Origin of the sequence: Falsiroseomonas sp. (assembly GCF_041690465.1) — a bacterium.
Lineage (GTDB): Bacteria > Pseudomonadota > Alphaproteobacteria > Acetobacterales > Acetobacteraceae > Falsiroseomonas.
This window is the reverse complement of record NZ_JAWLHG010000060.1, coordinates 1-23,379: the sequence shown is the minus strand read 5'-3', so window position 1 is coordinate 23,379 and position 23,379 is coordinate 1. Positions and strand designations below refer to the sequence as shown.

Annotated in this window: 22 protein-coding genes and 1 tRNA gene; 19 read left to right on the top strand and 4 right to left on the bottom strand. The window is 71.9% G+C overall.

The window, feature by feature from the left end; translation table 11 throughout:
• A partial coding sequence (locus tag ACESM1_RS28025; RefSeq protein ID WP_372624522.1) for a glycosyltransferase occupies nucleotides 1–1,150 on the bottom strand: 1,150 nt, incomplete at its 3' end.
• A gap of 176 nt (nucleotides 1,151–1,326) precedes the next feature.
• Between ACESM1_RS28025 and ACESM1_RS28020 the strand changes: the two genes are divergently transcribed.
• The 10 genes from ACESM1_RS28020 to ACESM1_RS27975 all read left to right on the top strand — a co-directional run bounded on the left by ACESM1_RS28020 (nucleotide 1,327) and on the right by ACESM1_RS27975 (nucleotide 10,620).
• Complete coding sequence (locus ACESM1_RS28020; protein WP_372624521.1) at nucleotides 1,327–2,307, top strand: NAD-dependent epimerase/dehydratase family protein; 981 nt, start codon at nucleotides 1,327–1,329, stop codon at nucleotides 2,305–2,307.
• Nucleotides 2,308–2,329: 22 nt separating this feature from the next.
• Nucleotides 2,330–4,165, top strand: a complete 1,836-nt coding sequence (locus ACESM1_RS28015) for a hypothetical protein (protein ID WP_372624520.1) — start codon at nucleotides 2,330–2,332, stop codon at nucleotides 4,163–4,165.
• 266 nt (nucleotides 4,166–4,431) lie between these two features.
• Nucleotides 4,432–5,067, top strand: coding sequence for a DUF4214 domain-containing protein (locus tag ACESM1_RS28010; RefSeq protein WP_372624519.1), 636 nt, complete (start codon nucleotides 4,432–4,434; stop codon nucleotides 5,065–5,067).
• Nucleotides 5,068–5,072: 5 nt separating this feature from the next.
• On the top strand, nucleotides 5,073–6,146 hold the full coding sequence (locus tag ACESM1_RS28005) for a hypothetical protein (RefSeq protein ID WP_372624518.1): 1,074 nt from the start codon (nucleotides 5,073–5,075) through the stop codon (nucleotides 6,144–6,146).
• Nucleotides 6,143–7,228 (top strand): glycosyltransferase family 4 protein, encoded by a 1,086-nt coding sequence (locus ACESM1_RS28000; protein WP_372624517.1) that lies wholly within the window; start codon nucleotides 6,143–6,145, stop codon nucleotides 7,226–7,228. Before ACESM1_RS28005 ends, ACESM1_RS28000 begins: the two co-directional genes overlap by 4 nt.
• Nucleotides 7,229–7,289: 61 nt before the next feature.
• The gene (locus ACESM1_RS27995) at nucleotides 7,290–7,601 is read left to right on the top strand and encodes a DUF1330 domain-containing protein (protein WP_372624516.1); all 312 of its coding nucleotides are present in this window, start codon (nucleotides 7,290–7,292) and stop codon (nucleotides 7,599–7,601) included.
• A 115-nt stretch (nucleotides 7,602–7,716) separates the two neighbouring features.
• Nucleotides 7,717–8,550, top strand: coding sequence for a 3-deoxy-8-phosphooctulonate synthase (gene kdsA, locus ACESM1_RS27990; protein WP_372624515.1), 834 nt, complete (start codon nucleotides 7,717–7,719; stop codon nucleotides 8,548–8,550).
• A 7-nt stretch (nucleotides 8,551–8,557) separates the two neighbouring features.
• Nucleotides 8,558–9,307, top strand: coding sequence for a 3-deoxy-manno-octulosonate cytidylyltransferase (locus tag ACESM1_RS27985; RefSeq protein WP_372624514.1), 750 nt, complete (start codon nucleotides 8,558–8,560; stop codon nucleotides 9,305–9,307).
• Nucleotides 9,304–10,278, top strand: a complete 975-nt coding sequence (locus ACESM1_RS27980) for an SIS domain-containing protein (protein WP_372624513.1) — start codon at nucleotides 9,304–9,306, stop codon at nucleotides 10,276–10,278. The genes ACESM1_RS27985 and ACESM1_RS27980 overlap by 4 nt, the downstream gene beginning before the upstream one ends.
• Nucleotides 10,279–10,305: 27 nt before the next feature.
• On the top strand, nucleotides 10,306–10,620 hold the full coding sequence (locus ACESM1_RS27975) for an NADH dehydrogenase ubiquinone Fe-S protein 4 (RefSeq protein WP_372624512.1): 315 nt from the start codon (nucleotides 10,306–10,308) through the stop codon (nucleotides 10,618–10,620).
• Between the two features lie 73 nt (nucleotides 10,621–10,693).
• Here the strand turns inward: ACESM1_RS27975 and ACESM1_RS27970 are convergent, their stop codons facing one another.
• Both ACESM1_RS27970 and ACESM1_RS27965 read right to left on the bottom strand, forming a co-directional pair.
• Nucleotides 10,694–11,038, bottom strand: coding sequence for a hypothetical protein (locus tag ACESM1_RS27970; protein ID WP_372624511.1), 345 nt, complete (start codon nucleotides 11,036–11,038; stop codon nucleotides 10,694–10,696).
• A gap of 240 nt (nucleotides 11,039–11,278) precedes the next feature.
• Nucleotides 11,279–12,949: a ShlB/FhaC/HecB family hemolysin secretion/activation protein gene (locus ACESM1_RS27965; RefSeq protein ID WP_372624510.1), complete on the bottom strand. Its 1,671-nt coding sequence runs from the start codon at nucleotides 12,947–12,949 to the stop codon at nucleotides 11,279–11,281.
• A 250-nt stretch (nucleotides 12,950–13,199) separates the two neighbouring features.
• Here ACESM1_RS27965 and ACESM1_RS27960 point away from each other — a divergent pair.
• Nucleotides 13,200–13,276: transfer RNA gene (locus tag ACESM1_RS27960), tRNA-Arg, on the top strand.
• Nucleotides 13,277–13,335: 59 nt separating this feature from the next.
• On the top strand, nucleotides 13,336–14,910 hold the full coding sequence (locus tag ACESM1_RS27955) for an acyltransferase family protein (RefSeq protein WP_372624509.1): 1,575 nt from the start codon (nucleotides 13,336–13,338) through the stop codon (nucleotides 14,908–14,910).
• A 69-nt stretch (nucleotides 14,911–14,979) separates the two neighbouring features.
• On the opposite strand, the gene ACESM1_RS27950 is transcribed toward ACESM1_RS27955, so the two are convergent.
• On the bottom strand, nucleotides 14,980–16,005 hold the full coding sequence (locus ACESM1_RS27950; RefSeq protein ID WP_372624508.1) for a DUF2891 domain-containing protein: 1,026 nt from the start codon (nucleotides 16,003–16,005) through the stop codon (nucleotides 14,980–14,982).
• A gap of 185 nt (nucleotides 16,006–16,190) precedes the next feature.
• Here ACESM1_RS27950 and ACESM1_RS27945 point away from each other — a divergent pair, with 185 nt between their 5' ends.
• The 7 genes from ACESM1_RS27945 to ACESM1_RS27915 all read left to right on the top strand — a co-directional run bounded on the left by ACESM1_RS27945 (nucleotide 16,191) and on the right by ACESM1_RS27915 (nucleotide 23,309).
• The gene (locus ACESM1_RS27945; protein WP_372624507.1) at nucleotides 16,191–16,844 is read left to right on the top strand and encodes a peroxiredoxin; all 654 of its coding nucleotides are present in this window, start codon (nucleotides 16,191–16,193) and stop codon (nucleotides 16,842–16,844) included.
• A 3-nt stretch (nucleotides 16,845–16,847) separates the two neighbouring features.
• Complete coding sequence (locus ACESM1_RS27940; protein WP_372624506.1) at nucleotides 16,848–17,852, top strand: cysteine synthase A; 1,005 nt, start codon at nucleotides 16,848–16,850, stop codon at nucleotides 17,850–17,852.
• A 5-nt stretch (nucleotides 17,853–17,857) separates the two neighbouring features.
• A complete protein-coding gene (cysE, locus tag ACESM1_RS27935) occupies nucleotides 17,858–18,511 on the top strand; it encodes a serine O-acetyltransferase (protein WP_372624505.1) in 654 nt (217 codons plus the stop codon).
• Between the two features lie 59 nt (nucleotides 18,512–18,570).
• Nucleotides 18,571–19,584, top strand: a complete 1,014-nt coding sequence (locus ACESM1_RS27930) for a succinylglutamate desuccinylase/aspartoacylase family protein (RefSeq protein ID WP_372624504.1) — start codon at nucleotides 18,571–18,573, stop codon at nucleotides 19,582–19,584.
• Nucleotides 19,581–20,378: an enoyl-CoA hydratase/isomerase family protein gene (locus ACESM1_RS27925; RefSeq protein WP_372624503.1), complete on the top strand. Its 798-nt coding sequence runs from the start codon at nucleotides 19,581–19,583 to the stop codon at nucleotides 20,376–20,378. Before ACESM1_RS27930 ends, ACESM1_RS27925 begins: the two co-directional genes overlap by 4 nt.
• Before the next feature lie 39 nt (nucleotides 20,379–20,417).
• Nucleotides 20,418–21,584: an acetyl-CoA acetyltransferase gene (locus ACESM1_RS27920; RefSeq protein WP_372624502.1), complete on the top strand. Its 1,167-nt coding sequence runs from the start codon at nucleotides 20,418–20,420 to the stop codon at nucleotides 21,582–21,584.
• 534 nt (nucleotides 21,585–22,118) lie between these two features.
• Complete coding sequence (locus ACESM1_RS27915) at nucleotides 22,119–23,309, top strand: hypothetical protein (protein ID WP_372624501.1); 1,191 nt, start codon at nucleotides 22,119–22,121, stop codon at nucleotides 23,307–23,309.
• Nucleotides 23,310–23,379 lie beyond the last annotated feature (70 nt).

Sequence of the window (23,379 nt, the reverse complement as noted above, 5' to 3'; positions counted from 1 at the left end):
AGAGGCGCGGCAGGCGCTCCTCCCAACGGTCGCGCAGCCTGTGGTCCAGCAGGATCGGCGAGAGCACCACCGCCCGCCCGGCGGCGCGCGCGCGCCGCACGAGGTCGGGCGCCGACCAGGGAGGCCAGCTGTTGAAGGCATGGATCAGGTCGAGCCCGGCGAAACCCTGCGCGGCGGGGTGCATGCGCAGCTCCGCCGGGCAGCCGGCCTCGGTGAGCTCGCGCGCGAGCCGTGGCGCGCGCACGCTCGGCCCGCCCATCGCCACGCCCTCGCTGCCATGCAGGAACAGCCCGACCTGCCGCGGCTGGCCGGGCCGCTGGCGGGCGGTGCGTGGGCTGAGCGACACGCCATGCGCCTTGGCCAGCGCCCGGAACAGCCGGTCATGCCCCTCCGCCCAGGCGTCCCAGCCGAGCCCCAGCACACTGGCCCGTAGCGCGCGCTTCTTCTCGATCAGCGCCAGCAGCACGCGGCGGAGATCGGCGGCGTCGCCGGCGCGGTACTCGACATGCGGATACTCGGGCACCCAGCCGATCGGCGGCGCGATCACCTCCGTGCCGCAGGCCAGCGCCTCCACCACGCACATCGGCCCGCCCTCGTAGAGCGCCGGCACCAGCACGTAGTCGAGGCCACGGTAGAAATCCGGCAGCGCCTCCGGCGGCAGCTTCAGCGCCGGGCCGGGCCAGCCCTCGCCGGTGAAGGCCCATTCGATCTCGGGGATGTCCATCACCTGCGCCACCAGGTGCTCGCCCTTGCGGCCGGTGTGATAGGTGCGGCCGACCACGCCGATGCGCAGGCGCGGGCGGAAGGCGTCGAGGTCCACGCCGGGCGGGATGGTGGTAACGCCGGTGATCCCCGCCTCGCGCAGCATCGCCTCATAGGGGCGGGAGTGGCAGACGCAGTGCTCCACCGTGCGGGCGGTGGCGAAGAAGCTTTCGCGGGTCGCCGGGTCCGGCTCCAGATGCGCGAAATACGCCAGTTCCACCGGCGAGAGCCGGCGGCGCCGCGCCGAGTAGGTCATGTAGTACTGGATCGCCGCGTCCCGATCCGGCCCTTCGCCGAAGGCGACATAGGGCAGGCGGGCGGCCAGTTCGCCAGCCAGCCTCTCCAATACCCATCCGCGGTCGGAGGTGACGATGTTGACGCCCGTCATGCGCTCCACTGGGCGGCGGCAGGAGCGGCGTCATACCGGCGCCCGGCCGGCGGCGCCACCCCGGGCGCCGGGGATGGCGGGCGGCGCCCGCGGCGGCTATCCTGGCCGCCTCTCGCGCAACAACCGATGCCCGGCCGGTCGGCAAGGATCTTCCAGATGCGTCTGCCCCGCTGAGCATGGGCCAGGTTCTCGTGACGGGCGCCGCCGGCTTCATCGGCGCGCATCTCTGCCGGGCGCTGCTGGCGCGCGGCGAGCAGGTGATCGGCCTCGACAATCTCAACGCCTATTACGACCCGGCGCTGAAGCAGGCGCGGCTGGCGGCGCTCACCGGCTATGCGGCGCCCGGCGCCTTCACCCTGCACCGCCTGGATTTGGCGGATCAGGACGCCGTGCTGGCGCTGTTCCGCGCCAACCCCGCGATCGACCGCGTGGTGCATCTCGGCGCGCAGGCGGGGGTCCGCTGGTCGCTGGAAGCACCCTTCGCCTACACCGCCGCCAACGTCACCGGCACGCTTGCCATCCTGGAAGGCGTGCGGCGGAGCGAAGCGCGGATCCGCCACACCGTCTATGCTTCCACCAGCTCGGTCTATGGCGCGCGCACCGATGGCGCCTTCCGCGAGACCGACCGGGTGGACAACCCCGTTTCGCTCTACGCCGCCACCAAGCTGGCCGGCGAGGCGATGGCGAAGAGCTACGCCAATCTCTACGCGCTGCCGCTGACCGGCCTGCGCTTCTTCACGGTGTATGGCCCCTGGGGCCGGCCCGACATGGCCTATTGGTTGTTCACCGAGGCGATGCTCCAGGGCCGGCCGATCCGGCTGTTCAATCACGGCGACATGCGCCGCGACTTCACCTATGTGGACGACATCGTCACCGGCGTGCTGGCGGTGCTGGACAATCCCGCCGCGGATGGCGCGCACCGTCTCTACAACATCGGCAACAGCCATCCCGAGAAGCTGCTCGACATGGTGGCGACGCTGGAGGAGCTGCTCGGCGTGAAGGCTGTGCGGGAGATGCTGCCGATGCAGCCCGGCGACGTGCCCGCCACCTATGCCGATGTCTCCGCCATGCAGCGCGATTTCGGCTGGCGCCCGACCACCGACCTGCGCACCGGCCTGACCCGCTTCGTGGCCTGGTGGCGGAGCCACTTCGGATGACGCATCGGCGGAGCCACTTCGGATGAGCGCGCCGCGCCGCGTCACGCGGCCGGTCATCCTCTTCGCCTTCACCCGGCCCGACTATCTCCGCCGCCTCTGCCTGTCGCTGAAGGCGCAGCAGGGGGTGGAGCTGCCGGACGCGCAGGTCCACCTGCTGCAGGACGGCGCACGGTCCCGCCGCTCCGGCGTTCTCTATGGCGACCCGGCGCGCATCGCCGAGAGCATCGCGGTGTTCCGCGAGCTCTTCCCCGGCGGCCACGTCCATGCCTCGCCCGACAATCTCGGCGTGGCGATGAACATCCTGCGCGGCGAGCGGCTCGCCTTCCTCTCGCTCAAGGCCGACATCGCCTATTTCTTCGAGGAGGACCTCGAACTCGGCCCCTGCTACCTCGCGATGCTGGAGGCGCTTGCGGGACTGCTCGGCCGCGATCCGCGCAGCGGCTACTTCGCCGCCTATGGCGACCATCAGCGCGAAGTCGATCCCGCCGCGCCTCGGCTCGTCCCGCTGGAGCACCATTGGGGCTTCGGCCTGACGCGGCGCTGCTGGCAGGCGATGCAGCCGCTGCTGAAGCCCTATCACGAGATCGTCGCGCAGTACGACTACCGCTTCCGGCCCGACCTGCGCATCGTCGAGCTGTACCGCGATCGCCCGGTCTCCAGCCTGCAATCCTCGCAGGATGTCGCGAAGACGCTGGCCTGCGCCGAGCTCGGCTTCGCCCGGGTGAACACCGATGTCGGCTATGCCCGCTACATCGGCGAGCAGGGCGAGAGCTTCCGCCCCGGCCGCTTCGAGACCCTGGGCCTGGACCGCATGCAGGTGGCCACCGCCATGCCGGAACGCCTGCCCGATGCCGGCCCCGACCTGCTCGACCGCATCATCGCCGAGAAGCGCGAGGCCTGCATGGCGCATCGGCGCGACGCCTATGAGCCGGGCCTGGCTGACCTCCGCACCCGCATCGCCAACCCCGACCGGATCGCCACGGCGGAGGACATGGGCTGGCTCTGGCGGCTCATCATGGACCGCGCCCCCCCGCCCGAGCGCTACCACGCGCAGAACGAGGCGCGGCGCACGGTCCGCCAGGTCCGCCGCGCGCTGCTCCGCTCGCGGGAGGCGCAAGGCAAGAGCCTGTTCCTCGAGGTCCCGCCCGCCGCGCCGCCCGCCTCGCCGGCCGCGGCCGCGCCGTCAGCAACCTCACCCGCGGCATCCCCGCCCGTCGCTGCCAAGGCGCCGCCCCCGCCGCCGGCGAAGCTCGGCCCGCCCCGCATGTCGGCTGCCGAGCTCGCACTGTTCCAACGCCTCCTCACCGCGGGCCACCGCCGCTACGCCGAGTTCGGCATCGGCGGCTCGACGCTGCTCGCCGTGCGCGAGCCGTTCGAGGCCCTCGTCGGCGTGGAGTCCGACAAGGCGTGGGCGCAGGCCGTGCGCGAACACGCCGAGGTCGCCGCCGCGCTGGCTGCCGGCCGCGCGAGCATCCTGCATGCCGATATCGGGCCGGTCGGCGCATGGGGGAATCCCTCCGACCCGGCCACGATGCCGCGCTGGCCCGGTTACATCGGTACGATGTGGGCGGAATGGGACCGCCGCGGCCAGACCCCGGACCTGGTGCTCGTGGATGGCCGCTTCCGTGTCGCCGCGGCGCTCTCCGTCGCCCTGCTGGCCGCGATGCGCCCGGCGGCGGAAGCCCCGACCGTGATCCTGCACGACTTCTCGGATGAGCGGCCGCACTATGCGCGCGTGCTGGACTTCTTCCGGATCCGCGAGCAGGTGGGCACGCTCGTCGTCCTGGATCCCGTGGCCGGGCGATCGCCGGAAGGCGTGCTGGCCGGGATGCTGCGACACGTCCTCGATCGCGGCTGAGGCGGCTGCCCTTCCCGATGGGCCTGAGACCGGAACAGCAGGCAAGCCTGGAAGTGCGGCGCTCGCTGGCCGCCGGCGCGGCCTCCGGTTGCTTGCTGGACGTCTTCGGCCCCGCGCACTGGCTCGATGCCGCGGCACCGAACTCGGCCAGGCAGAACCTTCGGCATGAACCGCACGCGACGGATCTGATCGGTGGCCGGCGCGGCAATCGGCCCTGCGCGGCCCATGCTGGTGCGCGCAGCCCGTCGCCCGTATAGGTGCCCCCCATGATCCGCGGCCATCTCGATGCGCTGACGCCCGCCGGCTTCGCCGAAGGCTGGGCCTATGACGATGCGGCGCCGGATGCCGTGGTGACGGTCGCGGTGCAGGCGCCGGACGGCGACGAACTCGCCCGCGGCTTCGCCAACCTCCATCGCGGCGACTTGGCCGAGGTCGGGTTCCGCCATGGCTGGTGCGCCTTCCGCCTTCGCCTCTCCCGCCCCACCGAGGCGCTGCGCGGGGCGAAGCTCAGCCTGCGCGACGCCCACGATGGCGCCGAGATCCATGCCACCGACACCTGGCGCATCCGCGAGGCCGCAGAACCCAGCGGCGACACGATGGAGGCGATCGTCGCGCAGGACCCGACCGTCCTGCGCGCGCTGCCGCAGCTTTCTGGCTGCGGCGACCTCTTCGCGCGCTTCGTCGCCCGCCATGGCCTCACCGAATTCGTGCGCACGGCGTACGGCTATGTGCTCGGCCGGTCGCCCGATGCGGCGGGGCTCGCTTCCTACGAGCGGATGCTGCGCAATGGCGCGCTGACGCCCTTCGGCCTGCTGCTGCTGCTGGCCGACAGCGTGGAGTTCCGCGAGCAGCCGCGGCTGCTCGCCTCGCCGGCCGATCCGGGCTTCGTCTTCGCCGGGTGAGCGCGGTGTTCGGCAACTCGCTGCTGGTCTCCATCCCCGGTGCGGCGCTCGGTGCGCTGCAGCTGCCCGGCTCGCTCTTCGCCTGGCGCGACCTGCGCGACGCGCCGCTCCGGCCGGAATTGCGCCTCGCGCTGCTGCTGGTGATGCACGCCACCGCCGCCGCCCGCATCCGCGTGCGCTTCCTGGCGCGGCCAGAGATGTTCACGCACGGTCCGGCGCGTGCGTGGCTGGATGCGCGGCTGGGCGACACGCAGGATCACCTGATCCTCAGCGACGGCGAGACGCTTCGCGCGCTGCCCGGGCTGCGCAACCACCTCTTCTTCCATGCCCGCGGCCTCCCGGTGCAGGAGGCCGCGCTCTGCCGGCTGCTGAAGCTGGCGCCCGAGCTTTTCGCCGGCCTGGCCGGGCAGGTGAACGGCGCTTTGTCCTTCCGGCTCGGCGCGCGCTGGATCCGCCCGCCGCTCACCACGCTGCGCTTCACCGCGACACCGGAGATCGAGCCGCCGCTGGTTGCACCCTTCCTCTGCCACGCCGGCGATCCGCTGCGCGCGGCCGCCTTCTGCGCCGAGGCCGCGGCCGAGCCGCAGGACGCGCCACCCCTCGACGCTGCGCCGCACTACATCCCGCTGAGCGGCAGCGCGCTGGCCGACCGGCCCTTCCTCGACGACCTCGCGCGCCAACTGCAGCGCGCGGCTCTTGGCGCCGCGCCGCCGATGCTGCTCGGCCTGCCGCCCGCGGAAAGCCAGGACGCCGAGCTTGCCGAGCGCATCGTCGACGTGCTGCGTGCGCTCGCCGCCACGCGGCTGCCCTTTCCGCATGCGCCGAGCTGGCAGTTGCGCTTCACCACCGCGCCGCCCACGGCGGCGGCGCTCGCCGGCGGCATGGTGACGCTGCATCCCGGCACCGCCTTCTGGCGGCTGGGTGCCGACCTGTTCGACGGCCAGGCGCGCGTGCAGGTGAGCGGCGGCGGCGCGCTCGGCCCGTTCCGTGCGCTGCTCGCCGCCTGGCTCGGCCGCGAGGTGACGTTGCTGCGCCCGGCAACGGACGGCCCGCCGGTGACGATCGGAAGCGCGCCATGAGCGATGCGCCGCGACTCACGCTCGACATCACGCCGCTGCTGGAGAGCCAGTGGACCGGCATCCCCGTCTTCACCCGGCGGCTTGCGCAGGCGCTGGAGCGCAGCGGGCGCGTGCGGCTGGACTACTGCGTGCGGCTCAACCGCATGCCGGAGGAAGCGGTGCATCGCGCGATCCGCGCCGGCACCGGCACCTTCCTGCGCGACCTGCACCAGCGATTCGACCCTGCCGAGGCGCAGCCGGTGGATCCCGCCGTGCCGCTGCTCTACACCTCGGTCAAGCAATCCTTCGCCGCCGCCGCGCGCGAGGCCAGCACCATCCACGACATCTCCACCCTGGTGATGCCGGAGACGCATGCGGCGGCCAACGTCGCCTTCCACCTCGATCCGCTGCGCGCGCAATTGCTGTCGGACGAGGCGGTGTTCTGCTGCTCGGAAGCCACGCGCGCGGCGCTCACCGCAACCTTTCCGTGGACCGCGCCGAAGGCGCGGGTGATGCTCCAGTATGTGGACTGGCCCGAGGATTTCCCGCTGATCGAGCGCAACCTGCCGCCGGTGGCGCTCGGCCGCTATGCGGTGGTGGTCGGCACCATCGAGCCGCGCAAGAATCTCGGCCTGCTGCTGCGCGCCCTGGAGCATCGCGCGGTGGCGCGGGCGGGCATCCATTTCGTGGTGATCGGCCGCCGCGGCTGGCTGGCCGAACAGGCGCTGGCGCGGCTGATGCCGGAAGCGCGCGAGCGCATCACCTTCACCGGCTTCGTCTCGGAGTTCACCAAATACCGCCTGCTGCGCAACGCCGAGTTCATGGTCTATCCCTCGGTCTATGAGGGCTTCGGCATCCCGGCGGTGGAGGCGATGAGCCTCGGCAAGCCGGTACTGGCGGCCATGACCTCCAGCCTGCCGGAGGTGATCGGGGAGGCCGGCATCTATTTCGACCCTTTCTCGGTGGAGGAATTCGCCGCCGGCCTGCGCGAGATCGCCGCGCCGAAACGCCTGGCCGAGCTGGCGCCGAAGGCGCTCGCCCAGGCCGCGCGCTTCGACGCCGCCGGCATGGCCGCCCCGGTGCTGGAGTGGCTTGCGGATTGATGGTCGCTTTCCCCCTGGCGCGGCGGCTACGCTGCGCCGAGGGGAGTGCAGGAGCACGAGAATGGCCAAGGGGTATTGGGTCGCCTTCGCCGACGTCACCGACCCGGAAGGCTACAAGGCCTACGTCGCCGCCAATGCAGCGGCGTTCCGCAAGTTTGGCGCCCGTTTCCTGACACGCGGCGGCACCAGCGAGACGCCGGAGGGCCGGACCCGCTCGCGGGCTGTGGTGATCGAGTTCCCCAGCTATGCGGCCGCCCTCGACTGCTACCGCTCGCCCGAATACGCGGCGGCGATGGCGCTGCGGCAGGGCAAGTCGCTCATGGACCTGGCCATCGTCGAGGGCTACGAGGGGCCTCAGCCGGCTGACGGCTGAGGCTGCGCTCGCGGGTTTGTTCCGCGCCTGGCGCAAGCGGGCGCTGCGGCCCGCCCTTGCGCCCCGCCGCCGGCGGTGGCAGCCACCCGCCTGACGCGAAAGAGCCCTGAGCGAGATGTCCGCCTCACCCCATATCGTCGAGATCGGTGCTGTCCGGCTGGCCAACCACCTGCCGGTTGCGCTGATCGCCGGCCCCTGCCAGATGGAAAGCCGCGCCCATGCGCTGGAGACGGCGCAGGCGCTGAAGGAGATCGCCGCCCGCCGCGGCATCGGCCTGATCTACAAGACCAGCTTCGACAAGGCGAACCGCACCTCCGGCACGGCCGCGCGCGGGATGGGGCTGGCCGCCGCGCTGCCGGTCTTCGCCGAGATCCGCGAGCGCCTCGGCCTGCCCACGCTGACCGACGTGCACGAAAGCGCCCAGTGCGCCCCGGTGGCCGAGGCGGTGGACGTGCTGCAGATCCCCGCCTTCCTCTGCCGCCAGACCGACCTGCTGCTGGCCGCCGCCGCCACCGGCCGCGCGGTGAACGTGAAGAAGGGCCAGTTCCTCGCCCCGTGGGACATGGTGAACGTCGCCGCCAAGATCACAGGCGCCGGCAATCCCCGCGTGATCCTGACCGAGCGCGGCGTCTCCTTCGGCTACAACACGCTGGTCAGCGACATGCGCGCGCTGCCGATCATGGCGCGCACCGGCCACCCCCTGGTGTTCGATGCCACCCATTCCGTGCAGCAGCCAGGCGGGCAGGGCGCCTCCTCCGGCGGCCAGCGGGAGTTCGTGGAGACGCTGGCCCGCGCCGCGGTGGCGGTCGGCGTCGCCGGCCTGTTCATCGAGACGCATCCCGACCCCGACAACGCCCCCTCCGACGGGCCGAACATGGTGCCGCTGCGGGAGTTCGAGGCGCTGGTCACCCGCCTGCAGGCCATAGATGGCCTCGTGAAGGGCTTCTGAGCCGGCGATGAACCCTATCGTCATGATCCCCGCCCGCATGTCGGCCAGCCGCCTGCCGGGCAAGCCGCTGGCGGACATCAACGGCACGCCGATGATCGTGCATGTCTGGCGCCGTGCCGTGGTGGCCGCGATCGGCGAGGTCGTGGTCGCCACCGACGACCCCGACATCGCCGAGGTCGTCGCGCGCGCCGGCGGCCGCGTGCAGATGACGCGCGCGGACCATCCCTCCGGCTCCGACCGCATCCACGAGGCCGTCTCCGCGCTCGATCCCACCGGCGCGCATGATGCGGTGGTGAACGTGCAGGGCGACCTGCCGACGATCGAGCCCGCCACCATCCGCGCCGCGCTGGTGCCGCTGATGGACCCGGCGGTGGATATCGCCACCCTGGTCGCCGAGATCACGCGGGAGGAGGAGCGCACCGCGCCGCAGGTGGTGAAGATGGTCGGCAGCGAGCTCGCCCCCGGCCGCTTCCACTGTCTCTACTTCACCCGCGCCACCGCGCCCTGGGGCGAGGGCAAGCTCTGGCACCATATCGGCCTCTACGCCTGGCGCCGCGCCGCCCTGGCGCGCTTCGTCGCGCTGCCGCCCTCGGGGCTGGAGAAGCGCGAGAAGCTCGAGCAGCTGCGCGCGCTGGAGGCCGGCATGCGGATCGACGCCATCGCCGTGGATGCCGTCCCGCTCGGCGTGGACACGCCGGAGGATCTGGCGCGGGCGCGGGAGATGCTCGCGCCACAGGCGCGGGGAGGGCGCGCGTGACCGACGATCAGCGCCGAGCCACCCTGCTGCGCACGGTGGCACTCGAAGCCGCCGGCCTGAACGCGTTGCACGAGGCGCTGCAGGGCGAGCTCGGCACCCGCGTGCTGGAAGCGGTGGCCGTGATCCTCGCGCGGCCCGGCCGCGTCGCGGTGACGGGGATGGGCAAGTCCGGCCATATCGGGCGCAAGGTCGCCGCAACCATGGCCTCCACCGGCACGCCGGCGCAGTTCGTCCACCCCGCCGAGGCCAGCCATGGCGATCTCGGCATGATCGGGCGCGACGACGCCGTGCTCGCCCTCTCCTGGTCGGGCGAGGCGCCGGAGCTTGCCGACATCATCGCCTATACCCGCCGCTTCGACGTGCCGCTGATCGCCATCACCTCGCGCCCCGCCAGCGCGCTGGGCAGCGCGGCCGACCATTGCCTGGCACTGCCGCGCATGCAGGAGGCCTGCCCGAACGGCCTGGCGCCGACCACCAGCACCACCATGCAGCTCGCCCTCGGCGATGCGCTGGCGATGAGCCTGCTGGAAGCGCGCGGCTTCTCGCCGGAGGATTTCCGCGAGTTCCACCCCGGCGGCAAGCTCGGCGCCCGCCTGAAGCGCGCGCGGGACCTGATGCACGGGCCCGAGGAGCTGCCGCTGGTGCCGCTCGGCGCCACGCTCGAGCAGGCGGTCGTGGAGATGACCTCCCGCCGCTTCGGCGTGACCGGCGTGCTGGACGGGGAGGGGCGGCTCGTCGGCGTGCTGACCGATGGCGACCTCCGCCGCGCCTTCCAGCGCGGCGCGGCCATGGCCGGCCCGGTCGCCGCGGCGATGACCCGCACCCCGCTCAGTGCCGCACCGGAGACGCTGGCAGCCGACCTGCTGGGGCTGATGAACGAGAAGCGGATCACCAGCCTCTTCGTGCTGTCGGATGGCCGCCCGGTCGGCATCCTGCACCTGCACGACCTGCTGCGGTCGGGGGTTCTGTAGCGGCAGGGCGGATGCTAGCCTGCCGTCATGCAGAAAGCCCGCATCCTTCGCACGCCGAAGAACGCCATGCAGTCCGGCCGCGCCCGCACCCAGGACTGGATGTTGATGTTCGAGCCCGCCGAGCCGAAGCGGATCGATCCGCTGACCGGCTGGTTCGGTTCCGGCGACACGCAGGGGCAGCTGCGCCTCTCCTTTCCGACCGCCGAGGCGGCGGTGGCCTATGCCGAGGCGAAGGGCATTCCGTACGAGGTGGAGCCCGCCCCGCCGGTGCGCGCCGACATCAAGCCCAAGAGCTACGCCGACAATTTTCGCTTCGGCCGCAGCGAGAACTGGACGCACTGACCCCGACGGCTACCCGGTTGCCACCGCTCGGTCGGGGCGCGGCGAGGAGCTGAATCCCCCGCCGCGGGCGCCTTCAGTTCGAAAGCTTGCCAGAGCAGGCGTAGACGACGTCCTGGTCCACGGTGGTCGTCCCCGGCATTGCCGCCCATTGGCGGGCGAGGTCGGATCGCGCCTGGTAGCTCAGCGCAGCGGTGCCGGGCGTCGCCGCGCGGGCGCGCTCCACGCAGAACAATGCCTGCTGCTCGACGACGCTGGCGTGCTCCGCCGCTTGCGCCGTGCTGGTGCGGACCTGGAAGCCGGACATTCCGGAAATGATCGGGCCGGCGATGAGACCGATGACCAGCCCGGTGAGAACCGGCTTGGCCGCGGCCCATTTCGCCGCTGCGGTCTCGCGCATCGTCATGGCTTGAGTGGACATGATTGCCTCCCTTGGGCCGACACAGACAGAAAACCCGCCTGCCATGGCCAATTCAGCGCAAAATAAGCATAAGATATCGCTCGCAATGATTATCAGCGCTTCATGGCATATGGGGCGGCATTGTGGGGAATTCATGGTCGGAAAACGATATGTGGGTAAATCTTTTTTGAAAGGATATCGAATCTGCGGCCACCTCGGCCGGCCCGTGCCTGGGTCCGTTCTTGGAGCCGCCGCCGACCGTCAGAACCTGACCAGCACCCGCGCGAACACCGCGTCCTCGTCCAGCCGTGCCACCCCCGCGCCTTCCGGGTTGCGCGTCAGCCGCCGCACCGCCTCCAGGTCCAGCTGCACGCGCTCGTCGAATTGCAGCCGCACCCCGCCGCCCCAGGACGCGAGGGTGCGTTCCGGCCCGCCCGGATCATTGTCGAAGCCACGGCCTTCGTCTCGGAACAGATAGAACTGCGTGCCGAGCCGCAGCCCCGGCAGGTCGAACACCGTGCCCGCCTGCAGCTCCACCGCCCCCGCCAGCGCCCGGTCACCCGAGACCTGCCCGGCATAGAAGCCGCGGCCGAGCCGGTTGCCGCCAAGGTAGAATTTCTCCGCCGGCGGCAGCACATCGTCGCTCCACTGGCCGGCGAGCGTCAGCTGCAGCGAAACCAGCCAGCCTTCAGCCGGCACGAACAGAGGCTGCAGCCGCGTTGCCTCCGCCACGATCCGGGTGAAGCCGAACTGGCTGCCCGCCCGTGCCGTGCGGCCGCTGTCGCCGTCGCTCGCGCCGAACGCCTCGATCCCCCGGTTCAGCCGGACCAGGCCGGTGGTCGCCGCCGCCGCCGGCGCCAGGGCGAGCCAGGCATCCTGGAACGAGCCCTCCAGCCCGAGCCGCAACGCCCGCACCGCATCGCGGCTCTGCCGAACCCGCGGCAGGCCGGGCCCGTCACGCGCGTCCACTGTGCTTTCGAAGGCGTCGAACTGCCCGCCAAGCGTCAGGTTCAGCGGGCGGCTGCGGATGACCGGGTAGCTCAGCGCCACCCCCGCCACCCGAGTCTCCCCCGCATAGCCGATCGCCGCCAGCGCCGAACCCGGCGCCGCCCGCCCGAAGCCGGCATGGGCGCGCAGCCGCAGGCCGGAGCCGCCGAGGAAGGCCTCCTCCGTCACCTGCACGAAGCTCTGGCCGTTGGCATCGGTCTGCAGCAGGGCGATCTCGGTGCGCTCGCCGAGTCCGGTCAGCGCGTTGACCTGGCCGACCAGCAGCGCCTGCCACGCGCCGGTCAGGCGATAGCCGCGGTTGTCGAGGTTGGCGAAGCCGCTCACCGGCCGGTGGTCCAGCCGCACCGCCAGCTGCAGCGCCCCGGCCTCGCCCGGCACCGGCCGCAACAGGCCCCGCGAGGTCACGCCCGGGATGTCCGAGGCCAGCAGCAGCGCCCGCTCCAGCGCCGCATTGGGCAGCGGGCGCTGGCCGACCAGCGGCTCGAGGAAGCGCCGCGCCTGCCGTGCCGCCGGGCCGGCATCGCCCTCGATGGCGACCTCCGCGACGAAGCCTTCGGTGACCGGCAGGCGGAGTTCCGCGCTGCCATCCGGCAGCGGCGCCAGCGCCGCCCCGACCGCGACATAGGGGTATCCGGCGGCCCGATGGGCCCGCAGCACGGCGAGGCGCGCCGTTTCGATCTCGTCCAGCGTGACGCGGCGCCCTTCCAGCGGGGCGACGAGCCCGCGCAGCGCCGACTCCGGCAGCGCGGTGTTGCCGTGGATCGCGACGCGCCCGATTGCCACCTGGCGTTGCGCGCCGGGGCCGGTGACGCGGTCCGGCTCGGGCGGCAGCAATGGCGGGCCGAGGCGCGGAGCCTCGGCCGGTGCGGTGCGCTCGATCACGCCGGGCAGCGGCGGCGGGGCCTGTGCGCACGCGCCGCTCACCGGCAACGCCGTGGCCAGCGCGGCCGCGAGGGAAGCAGGAAGCCGCCTCATCGGACGGGGCGCGAGGCCTCGCCGGTGACGTCTGGAAGATCGATGCGACGCGCGGGCATGGCTCCTCCGGGAATGGCGCCCGCGGCGCGGCGCGACAACGCCACGTTGCTCAGGCCTCCCCTGATCGTCAACCTTGCGTTGTGCGCACCCGCTGGCGCCTACACGCTGCCGCGCGGCGGTGGTAAGCGGCGCACAGGCGGCGCCCGTAGCTCAGCTGGATAGAGCATCGGATTTCTACTCCGTAGGTCGGGGGTTCGAATCCCTCCGGGCGCGCCATCGCCGGGTTCGACGGCAGGGCGGCTTCGCTCCGCCGGAGCGGAGGGGTCGGGGTCTCGATGGATGTCGCGTCTCGGGCTAGGCAAGGCGCCGGAACCCTCGACTACATACAGGGGCTGAGGGCGGTCGCCGCGCTCGTCGTGGTGCTGTTCCACATCGGGGCGGCGGAACGCCAGCTGAACGTCGCGAACCCCGCCTTCGGCATCCTTCATTACTTCGGGTTCGGCGGCGTCAACCTGTTCTTCGTCATATCCGGCTTCATCATCACCTACGCACACCACCGACAGATCGGCGAGGCGCGCTCCGCCCCCGGCTTCGTCGTACGGCGGCTGGTCCGCCTCATGCCCGTCTACTGGATCTGCTGGCTGGGTGCGCTCGCCATCAGCTACCTGATCTTCCGCGAGCCGTATTGCGCCCCGGGCAACGTGTTCTGGCAGCCGGTGGCGAACCTCCTGCTGACCTTCGGCACGACGAATTGCTACATCCCGCAGGCCTGGAGCCTGAGCTGGGAGATGGTGTTCTACGCCGTCTTCGTCGTCTTCTTCTTCCTGCCGAGGCCGCTGTTCATCCCCGCCGTCACCTCCTGGGCGGCGCTGATGGTCCTCGCGAACGGCTTCGGCAACGGGGGCGCGGCGACGGCGCTGCTGAACGTGCTCTGCCTGCAATTCCTGTTCGGGATCGCCGCAGCGCGGCTGGTGCTGAATGGCCGCTGCCGCTTCTCGCGCGCCTCGATGCTGCTCGGACTCGGCTGGTTCGCCGCCGGCGGGTGGCTGAACGCGGCGGGGGTCACCTCGACCGAGGACAATCTGCACCGCGTGCTGCTGTTCGGCGCCGCGTCGTTCTTCCTCGTCTATGGCGCGGCCGCCTGGAACCTGGCGCGACCCGCGCGCGCGCCGCGCCTGGTGGCGCTGCTCGGCGATGCCTCCTACGCGATCTACCTCGTCCACATCACCTTGATCATCATCATCAACCGGGCGTTCTTCGTGCCCGGCCTTCCGGCTGCCGCGCAGGCCCTGTTCGTCATCGCGACGGCCCTTGCCTGCACGGTGGCCGGTGCGGTGGTTTATCTCGGGATCGAGCGGCCGCTGCTGCGCGGCATGCGGGGAAGCCGCCACCCTGCGGTCGCCCTCGGGGCCATCGCCCTGATGTTCCTGGGCACGGTGGGCGCCGCGGCGCTGGTCACCGGCTCCATGGACCAGGCGTTCCATTCCGCACCCCCGACGTATCCGGTGTCGGGCCGGATGGAGGAGCAGGACGGCCGCACGACGGTCACGCTGAACGGCAGGGAGCTGCGCCTCGTCCCCGAGGACCAGGGCTGGGCGTCGCGCGTCGAGCGTGGCGCGGACGGCTCGCTGCGGCTCGCGGGCTGGGCGGTGGACCGGGAGCGCAGCATGACGGCAATCGCCGTTGTCGCGTTCATCGACGGCGTCGCGGTGCATGGCGCCGTGCCGCTGACGGATTTCCCCCTGCCGTGGCGGCACGGGTTCGCGGAGGGGCGTCGTGCCGGCTTCGATTTCGTCCTGCCGGCGGAACTGCTCCGCGGCCGCACGCAGCTCCGGCTCATGGCGCTGTTCGCGGGGGACCGGATCGGTGTCGTCCGGACCCGCGGCGAGGTCACGCTGGCCGGAGGCTGATGCCCGCCTCGAGACGTTCCGGCCTGCGGCACGCACGCCTGCGGCATGGCGAGCCAGGCGCAGCGAGGCTCAGCTCCCGCCCAGCGCCAGCACCGCGAAGCTCGCCAGCCAATGCGCGCCCATGTAGTGCCCGCCGACATGATCGAGCGAGGCCGCGACATGCCGCTCGGCCGTCTGCTCCGCGAGAAGCCGCCTCGGGTCCGCCGCCGCGAAGCCGGCCGCCAGCGCCCGCCAGCACCAGGCGCGCGAGAGGTTCAGCCCATCCAGGTGCACGATCCGCCCGTCTCTGCGGTCCGAGACCCGGGCCGGTTGGAACAGCGGAACCGGCTCGCCCGCCGCAAGCCGCGGCAGGAAGCGGTCGCGCCACTCCGCGAACGCCTCCGTCGGCAGCAGGCGTGCCATGCAGGCCGCCTCGACCAGCGCCGGGGAGAGGAAATCCTCGCCGGAGGGCTCCCAGGCCTGCGCATCGGCATCCGCGCCATACCAGCGCCACGCCGTCGCCCGCAGCAGGTCGAGCAGCGCGGCGTCGTGCCGCTCCGCCCAGTCGGCCGCGAGCGTCAGCGCGAAGGCGGTGTTGGAATGCACGCCATGGCGCACCGGGTAGTCCGCGCGCGGCAGGTGCGCGGCGAATCGTTCCGCGAAGTCGCGCGCCAGGGGCGCCAGACGCTCCGCCCAGGCGCCATCCAACTCGGCATGCAGCTTCAGCAGCCAGGCCCAGCCATAGGGCCGCTCGAAGCCGCGGGCGGCGGGGCGGGCGAGGAAGGCGCGCTCACCCGCCACCTTCTCCGGGGTGAAGACGTGGTCGAAGCGCGCGGCGATCGCGCCGGCCGCGGGCAGGGATGGGAAGCGGCGCAGCAGCCGCGCCAGCATCCAATGCGCATGCACGCAGGAATGCCAGTCGAAGCTGCCATGGAACACCGGGTGCAGCTCCGACGGGCGGCGGAGGTCCTCCGGCCCCTCCAGCACCAGATCGAGCTTCTGCGGCCATTCCTGCCCGACATGGCCCAGCGCGATCCGCGCCAGGCGCTCGGCCCGCGGGGCGTCCAGCCGGGCGCGTCCGGCGCCGCCTGCGTCACGAAAAATATCCTGGCTCATCCGGTCGCTCCGAGACGATGATCCCCTCCCTTTCCCCCGAGGCGGGGAACGGAAGCGTCGCCGCCATGCGCGGCGAGCATGCATCACCTCCGCTATCGCGGAAACGCCAGGATGGCGGCGCTGGAATACGCCGGCGCGATCGCCTTATCTCCGCAGCCGGCAAAAGAACGCAGAGGGGAAAGACGATGATCCAGATCGGCCAGACGGCCCCGGATTTCGAGGCGGACACCACCGAGGGTCGTATCCGCTTCCATGAATGGCTCGGCGATTCCTGGGGTGTGCTGTTCAGCCACCCGAAGGATTACACGCCGGTCTGCACAACCGAGCTCGGCACCATGGCCGGCCTCATGCCGGAATTCGCGAAGCGCAACGTGAAGATCATCGGCCTCAGCGTGGACCCGGTGGACAGCCACAAGGGCTGGTCCAAGGACATCGAGGAGGTGACGGGCCATGCCGTGAACTACCCGATGATCGGCGATCCGGACCTGAAGGTCTCGAAGCTCTACGGCATGCTGCCCGCGACGGCCGGGGAGACCTCGCAGGGCCGCACGGCGGCGGACAACCAGACCGTGCGCACCGTCTTCGTCGTCGGGCCGGACAAGCAGGTGAAGCTGGCGCTGGCCTATCCGATGACCACCGGGCGCAACTTCGACGAGATCCTGCGCGTCATCGACAGCCTGCAGCTGACCTCGGCGAAGAAGCTGGCCACGCCGGCGAACTGGAAGCCCGGCGACAAGGCGATCATCGCCGGCTCGGTCTCCGACGAGCAGGCGAAGACGCTGTTCCCGCAGGGGTGGGACGCGAAGAAGCCCTATCTCCGCTATGTCGAGGTGAAGTAGCCGATGGCCTCCGCCATTGCCGACGGCTTCTGGGGCGCGGTCGGGCGCACGCCGCTGATCCGCCTGCGTCGTGCCTCCGAGGCCACTGGCTGCGAGATCCTCGGCAAGGCGGAGTTCATGAACCCCGGCGGCAGCGTGAAGGACCGCGCGGCGCTCGGCATCCTGCAGGATGCGGTGGCGCGCGGGCTTCTCGTGCCCGGCCGGCCCGGCACCATCGTCGAGGGCACGGCCGGCAACACCGGCATCGGCATCGCGCTGGCGGCCAATGCGATGGGGTGGAAGAGCATCATCGTGGTGCCGGAGACGCAGTCGCGGGAGAAGCTCGACTATCTCCGCATGATCGGCGCCGATCTCCGCCTGGTGCAGCCCAAGCCGTTCAGCGACCCCGGCAACTACGTCCATGTCTCCCGCCGGCTGGCGGAGGAGCTGGGCGCCGTCTGGGCCAACCAGTTCGATAATCTCTCCAACGCCGCCGCGCATGAGCAGACCACCGGCCCCGAGATCTGGGAGCAGACGGAGGGCAGGGTGGATGCCTTCACCTGCGCCTGCGGCACCGGCGGCACCCTCGGCGGCGTCGCGCGCGCGCTGAAGTCGCGCAACCCGAAGGTCCGCATGGTGCTCGCCGATCCGGCCGGCAGCGGGCTCCATTCCTGGGTCAAGACGGGCGAGGTGAAGGCCGAGGGCAGTTCCATCACCGAGGGCATCGGCCAGGCCGCCCGCGCACCCGGCAACCTCGCGCAGGCGCGCGAGCTGATCGACGACGCCGTGCGCATCGAGGATCCCGAGATGCTGGAACAGGTCTTCGACCTGCAGCTGCATGAGGGCATCTCGGTCGGCGGCAGCGCCGGGCTGAACGTCGCTGCGGCGATCCGCATCGCGCGGGACCTCGGCCCCGGCCACACGGTGGTGACGGTGCTGTGCGATGGCGCGGCGCGCTACCAGTCCAAGCTGTTCAACCCGGCCTTCCTGCGCGAGCGCGGGCTGCCGGTGCCGCCCTGGCTGGAGTGAGTGCCGTGGAGCTGGTCGAACTCATCCGCACCATCCGCAGCCGCGATCCCGCACGCCCCGGGCGCATCGAGGCCGCGCTGAGCTACGCCGGGCTGCACGCGGTGCTGTGGCACCGCCTGTCGCATGCGCTATGGCGCGCCGGGCTGCGCGGCCTGGCCCGCGTCTCCTCGCATCTGGCGCGGCTGTTCACCGGCATCGAGATCCACCCCGGCGCGCAGATCGGCCGGCGGCTGTTCATCGACCACGGCATGGGCGTGGTGATCGGCGAGACGGCGGAGGTCGGCGACGACGTGCTGATCTATCACGGCGTCACCCTCGGCGGCCTCTCCGGCCAGCCCGGCAAGCGCCATCCGACCATCGAGGATCATGTGACGATCGGCGCCGGTGCGCAGGTGCTCGGCCCCATCCGCGTCGGCCGCGGTGCGCGCATCGGCGCCAATGCGGTGGTGGTGAGCGGGGTCGCGCCCGGCTGCACCGTGGTCGGCATCCCCGCCCGCCCACCCAAGGGTTCGCCCTGCGACGATGGCGGCATCGGCTACGGCCTCGGCGGGCTGGACGAGGACCCGGTGGGCGAGCAGCTCGCCGCCCTCCGCGCCGAGATCGCCGCGCTGAAAGCCGAGCTGGAGCAGATCAAGGCCCGCCAGCGCGAGGGCGTGTGACCACCGCTTGACGCCCCGGGCAGCGCGGCGGACTCTTCCCCCCTGCACGGGAGAGCCCCTTGTCCGCGCGCACCACGCTCGCCTGCGAGATCGACCTCGAAGCCCCCGGCAAGCGCCACGGCTTCCTGCGCCTGCCGCACTCCACGCATGAGAGCGCGTATGGCTTCATCCCGATCCCCATCGCGGTGATCGCGCGCGGCACCGGCCCCACCGTGCTGCTCGTCGCCGGCAACCATGGCGACGAGTACGAAGGCCAGGTCGCGCTCGGCCGGCTCATCCGGGAGGTGGAGCCGGCGCAGGTCTCCGGCCGCCTCATCATCCTGCCCGCCGCGAACTTTCCCGCCGCCCGCGCCGGCCGGCGAGTGAGCCCCCTCGACGACGGCAACCTCAACCGCCTGTTTCCCGGCGATCCCGACGGCAGCATCACCGAGCAGATCGCCAACCACATTGCCAACATCCTGCTGCCGATGTGCGACGCGGTGATCGACCTGCATTCCGGCGGGTCCTCGTTGATGTACACGCCATCCGCGTTGATCCGCCGCAGCGACGACGCGGCGCATTTCGCCCGCAGCGTCGCGGCGCTGAAGGCATTCGGCGCGCCGCTCTCCTACGTCGTCATCCCCGGCACGAATGGCGGCCGCACCCTCTCCGACACCGCCTTCCAGCGCGGCGTGCTGCACATCGGCACCGAGCTCGGTGGCGGCGGCCATGCGACGCCCGAGGCGATCCGCATCGCCGAGCGCGGCATCGCCGGCGTGCTGCGCCACCTCGGCGCCGCCGACATCCCCTGGGATGCCGACGCGCCCACGCGTCCCACGCGCATCCTCGATGTCCGCGGCGCCGACTACTACGTCCATGCCCCCGACCCCGGCGTCTTCGAGCCGCTGGCCGAGCTCGGCGCCGAGGTGCGCGAAGGCCGGCCCGCCGGCCTGATCCACCACACCGAGACGCCCTGGCGCGCGCCGACGCCCGTCTCCTTCGCGCGCGACGGCGTCGTGCTGGTCAAGCGCTGGCCCGGCATGACCGCGCGCGGCGACTGCCTGTTCCACCTCGGCACGGATACCGGATTGTGAGCGAAGAGAACCCGATCATCGTCACCCGCGAGGGCCCCGTCGTCCGCGCCACGCTGAACCGCCCGCATCGCCGCAACGCGATGAGCGAGGCGCTGGTGGACCGCCTCGACGCGCTGCTCGCGGAGCTGAAATCCGACACCACCGCGCGCATCCTCGTCATCTCCGGCGCCGGCGGGCATTTCTGCGCCGGCCTCGACCTCACCGAGGTCGGTGCGCCGCAGGACCCGGCCGCAAAGCTCGCCGCGCAGCAGGCGCGCAACCGCCGCACCGGCGCGCGCTTCCAGGCCATTTCCGACCTGCCGCAGGTGGTGATCGCGGCGGTGGAGGGCAGCGCCTATGCGGGCGGGCTCGGCTTCGTCTGCTCCGCCGACATCGCCTTCGCCGCCGGCTCCGCCCGCTTCTCCGCGCCCGAGGTCCGCCGCGGCCTGGTGCCCGCGCAGATCCTGCCCTGGATGGTCCGCCGCATGGGCCGCAGCGCCGCCGCGCGGCTCTGCCTGCAGGGCAACGTGATCGAGGCCGGCGAGGCCGAGCGGATCGGCCTGGTGCATGCCATGGCGCCCAGCGTCGAGGGCCTGTCGGCGCTAGTGGACACCGCCATCGCCGACATCCTGCAGGGCGCGCCGAACGCGCTCGCCGAAACGAAGGGCCTGATCGCCGCGCTCGGCGCCACCGTGCCCGCCGGCTATGCCGAGGCCGGCGCGGCCGCCTTTGCCCGCCAGGCCTCCGGGCCCGAGGCGGCCGAGGGCATCGCCAGCTTCAAGGAACGTCGCAAGGCGAGTTGGGCGCCGGGCTAGGACCGCCTATCTGAACCGCGACCAGGAAGGACAGACGCCATGACCGCCTGCATCGTCGGCTGGGCCCATACGCCCTTCGGCAAGCTCGAGGACCCGGACATCGAGAGCCTGTTCGGCCGCGTCGCGCTCTCGGCCATCCACGATGCCGGGATCGAGCCGGCGGAGGTGGATGCCGCCTTCGTCGGCGTCTTCAATGGCGGGTTCAGCAAGCAGGATTTCTTCGCCTCCCTGCTGCTGCAGCACGTGCCGGAACTGCGCTTCAAGCCGACCACACGCTACGAGAATGCCTGCGCCACCGGCAGCGCGGCGATCCACGGCGCGCTGGATTTCCTCGCTGCCAAGCGCGGCCGCTTCGCGCTGGTCGTCGGCGCCGAGAAGATGACCGCCACCCCCGGCCCCGAGATCGGCGAGATCCTTCTCTCCGCCAGCTACCGCAAGACGGAAGGCGAGATCCCCGCGGGCTTCGCCGGCGTGTTCGGCCGCATCGCCGACAGCTATTTCCAGCGCCACGGCGACCAGTCCGACGCGCTGGCCGCGATCGCCGCGAAGAACCACAAGAACGGCGTCGCCAACCCGTACGCGCAGATGCGCAAGGATCTCGGCTTCGCCTTCTGCCGCGCAGAGAGCGAGCGGAACCCCTTCGTCGCCCCGCCGCTGAAGCGCACCGACTGCTCGCTGGTCTCGGATGGCGCCGCCGCGCTGATCCTGACCGACGAGGAAACCGCGCGCGGGATGGCCAAGGCCGTGCGGTTCCGCGCCGCCGCCCAGGCCACCGATGCCATGCCGATCGCCGCCCGCGACATCATCCGCTTCGAGGGCGCCCGCGCCGCCTGGGGCAAGGCCCTGGACCAGGCCGGCCTGGCGCTGACCGACCTTTCCTTCGTCGAGACGCATGACTGCTTCACCATCGCCGAACTCATCGAGTACGAGGCGATGGGCCTGACGCCGGAAGGGCAGGGCGCCCGCGCCGCACTGGAAGGCTGGACCGCGAAGGACGGGAAGCTGCCGGTGAACCCCTCCGGCGGGCTGAAGTCCAAGGGCCACCCGATCGGCGCCACCGGGGTCTCGATGCACGCCATGGCCGCGATGCAGCTCACCGGCCAGGCCGGCGAGATGCAGCTGCCCAGGGCCGATGTCGCCGGTGTCTTCAACATGGGCGGCGCCGCGGTGGCGAATTACTGCTCGATCCTGGAACGGGTGGACTAGCCTCGCCCGATTGGCGCGAGCCTGCAGCCGCTGCGCCTCGAGGAGTCTCGCGCCTGCCTGAGCGCCGGTTCTGGCACGCCGCTTGCTAATTCGTAGCCGTCAAGCGACGGGTCTCGCCCGTCCCTGGCAGCTTAGCCTTCCTCAACCTTGCCTTGGGGCCGGTCCGAAAGGACCGGCCCTCTTCTTTGTCGGCAATGTCCCCCGATCCAGGGCGTTCCGCGTCCGGTGACGCCAAATCCCGACGCCGCTGCGGCTTTCCAGGGCGCGCGATTTGCAAAATGCAACGCGCTTTGCGCTGCAGTTAGCGAGCATTCGTCTGAGCGGCTTGTATTCCTCTCGCGTAGAGGAATGAATTCTTGCATCGCCGCGACCGCGATGCTACAGGGGGCCTGTCTCTGGCCGGACTCCGTCCGTTTTCCGCCCGCCGCCCTGCGCGGCACCGCACCCCGGCCGACCCCCACCCACCCGCCAGCATTGGAGGACCTCCCGAATGTCCCATTCGGTCATGCACGCGTGCGCCCCGGAGGATCGCCGATGAGCACCTCCGCCATCCCAACCCTGCTTGGCCTGCACGGCGCTGCCCGCCGCAGCCTGGTCGCACCCGGCGCGATCTACGCCCCGCTCAGCCTTGCACGCGCCCAGGTTTCCTCCCGCGCCACGGCGCTCGGGCCGGACGAAGCCAGCGTCCAGATCTTCGCCGCCGACACGCCGCGCTTCCGCGGCGCCACCCGTCGGCTGCTGCGAGAAGCCCAGCGCACCAACGAGATCGCCGACCCGCTCGACTTCACCGCCGCCAGCTGGAGCGTGCTCAGCGGCGGCAGCGGCAGCGCCCCGGTCATCACCCCGGCCTTCGGCGGCATCCCCGCCCCGGATGGCAGCTTCACCGCCACCCGCCTGCAGCTGGACAAGGGCGCCGGCACACTCTCCACCGACCGCTCCGGCCTGTCGCGCACCACCAGCCTCAACGCCGCGCGCTTCGTCTGGGCGCGAACGTTGAGCGGCACGGCGAATGTGCAGATCGGCACCAGCTCCGTCACCCCCGCCGTCCAGTCCGTCGTGGACACCACCTGGCGCCGCTTCGGCAATGTGGATGGCGGCGGCGTGCATCGCGTCATGCTGCTCGGCGGCGGCTCCGGCAACAGCGACAGCGCCGACCTGCTCGTCTGGGGCGCCAGCAGCGAGGCGGGCGCTCCCTTCCCCTCTTCGCTCATCCTTCCGCCCGCCGGCAGCCCGCAATCCAGCACCCGCGGCGCCGAGCTGCTGAGCGCCGCGCTGGCCGATCTCGGCATCGGCGAGCACGGTGCCTGCACGATCCTCTGGAGCGGCCTCTTCCCAAATCAGACGGCCGGCTATGTGGCGCTGCTGCTGCAGGTCGACTCCGGCAGCAACGCCACCCGCTGGTACATTGACAGCCGTGCGACCGACGGCCTGCTCCGCCTGCTCAACAGCGCCGGTGGGCTGACCAACCTGAGCCCCCACACCGCCGGCATCCCCTTCCGCCTGGGCCTGGCACTCGACGGCACCGGGCGCGGGGCGGCCTCGATGAACGGCGCCGCGGCGGCGGTGCAGACCGGCGGCCCGGCGGCCGGGCTCACCACGCTCCGGCTCGGCACCACGGCGAGCGGGGGGAACGCCGCCTTCGCCGAGACAACGGTGCTGCAGGTGCTGCCCTTCGCGCTTTCCGACAGCGCCCTGGAAGCAGCCGTCGCCGCCCTGCCGGCCTGATGCTGCCGGCTCAACCGAGTGACCTGCGGCCCGCGCAGCGGGCCGAGCGGCCGAATGGCCGCCGCGCCAG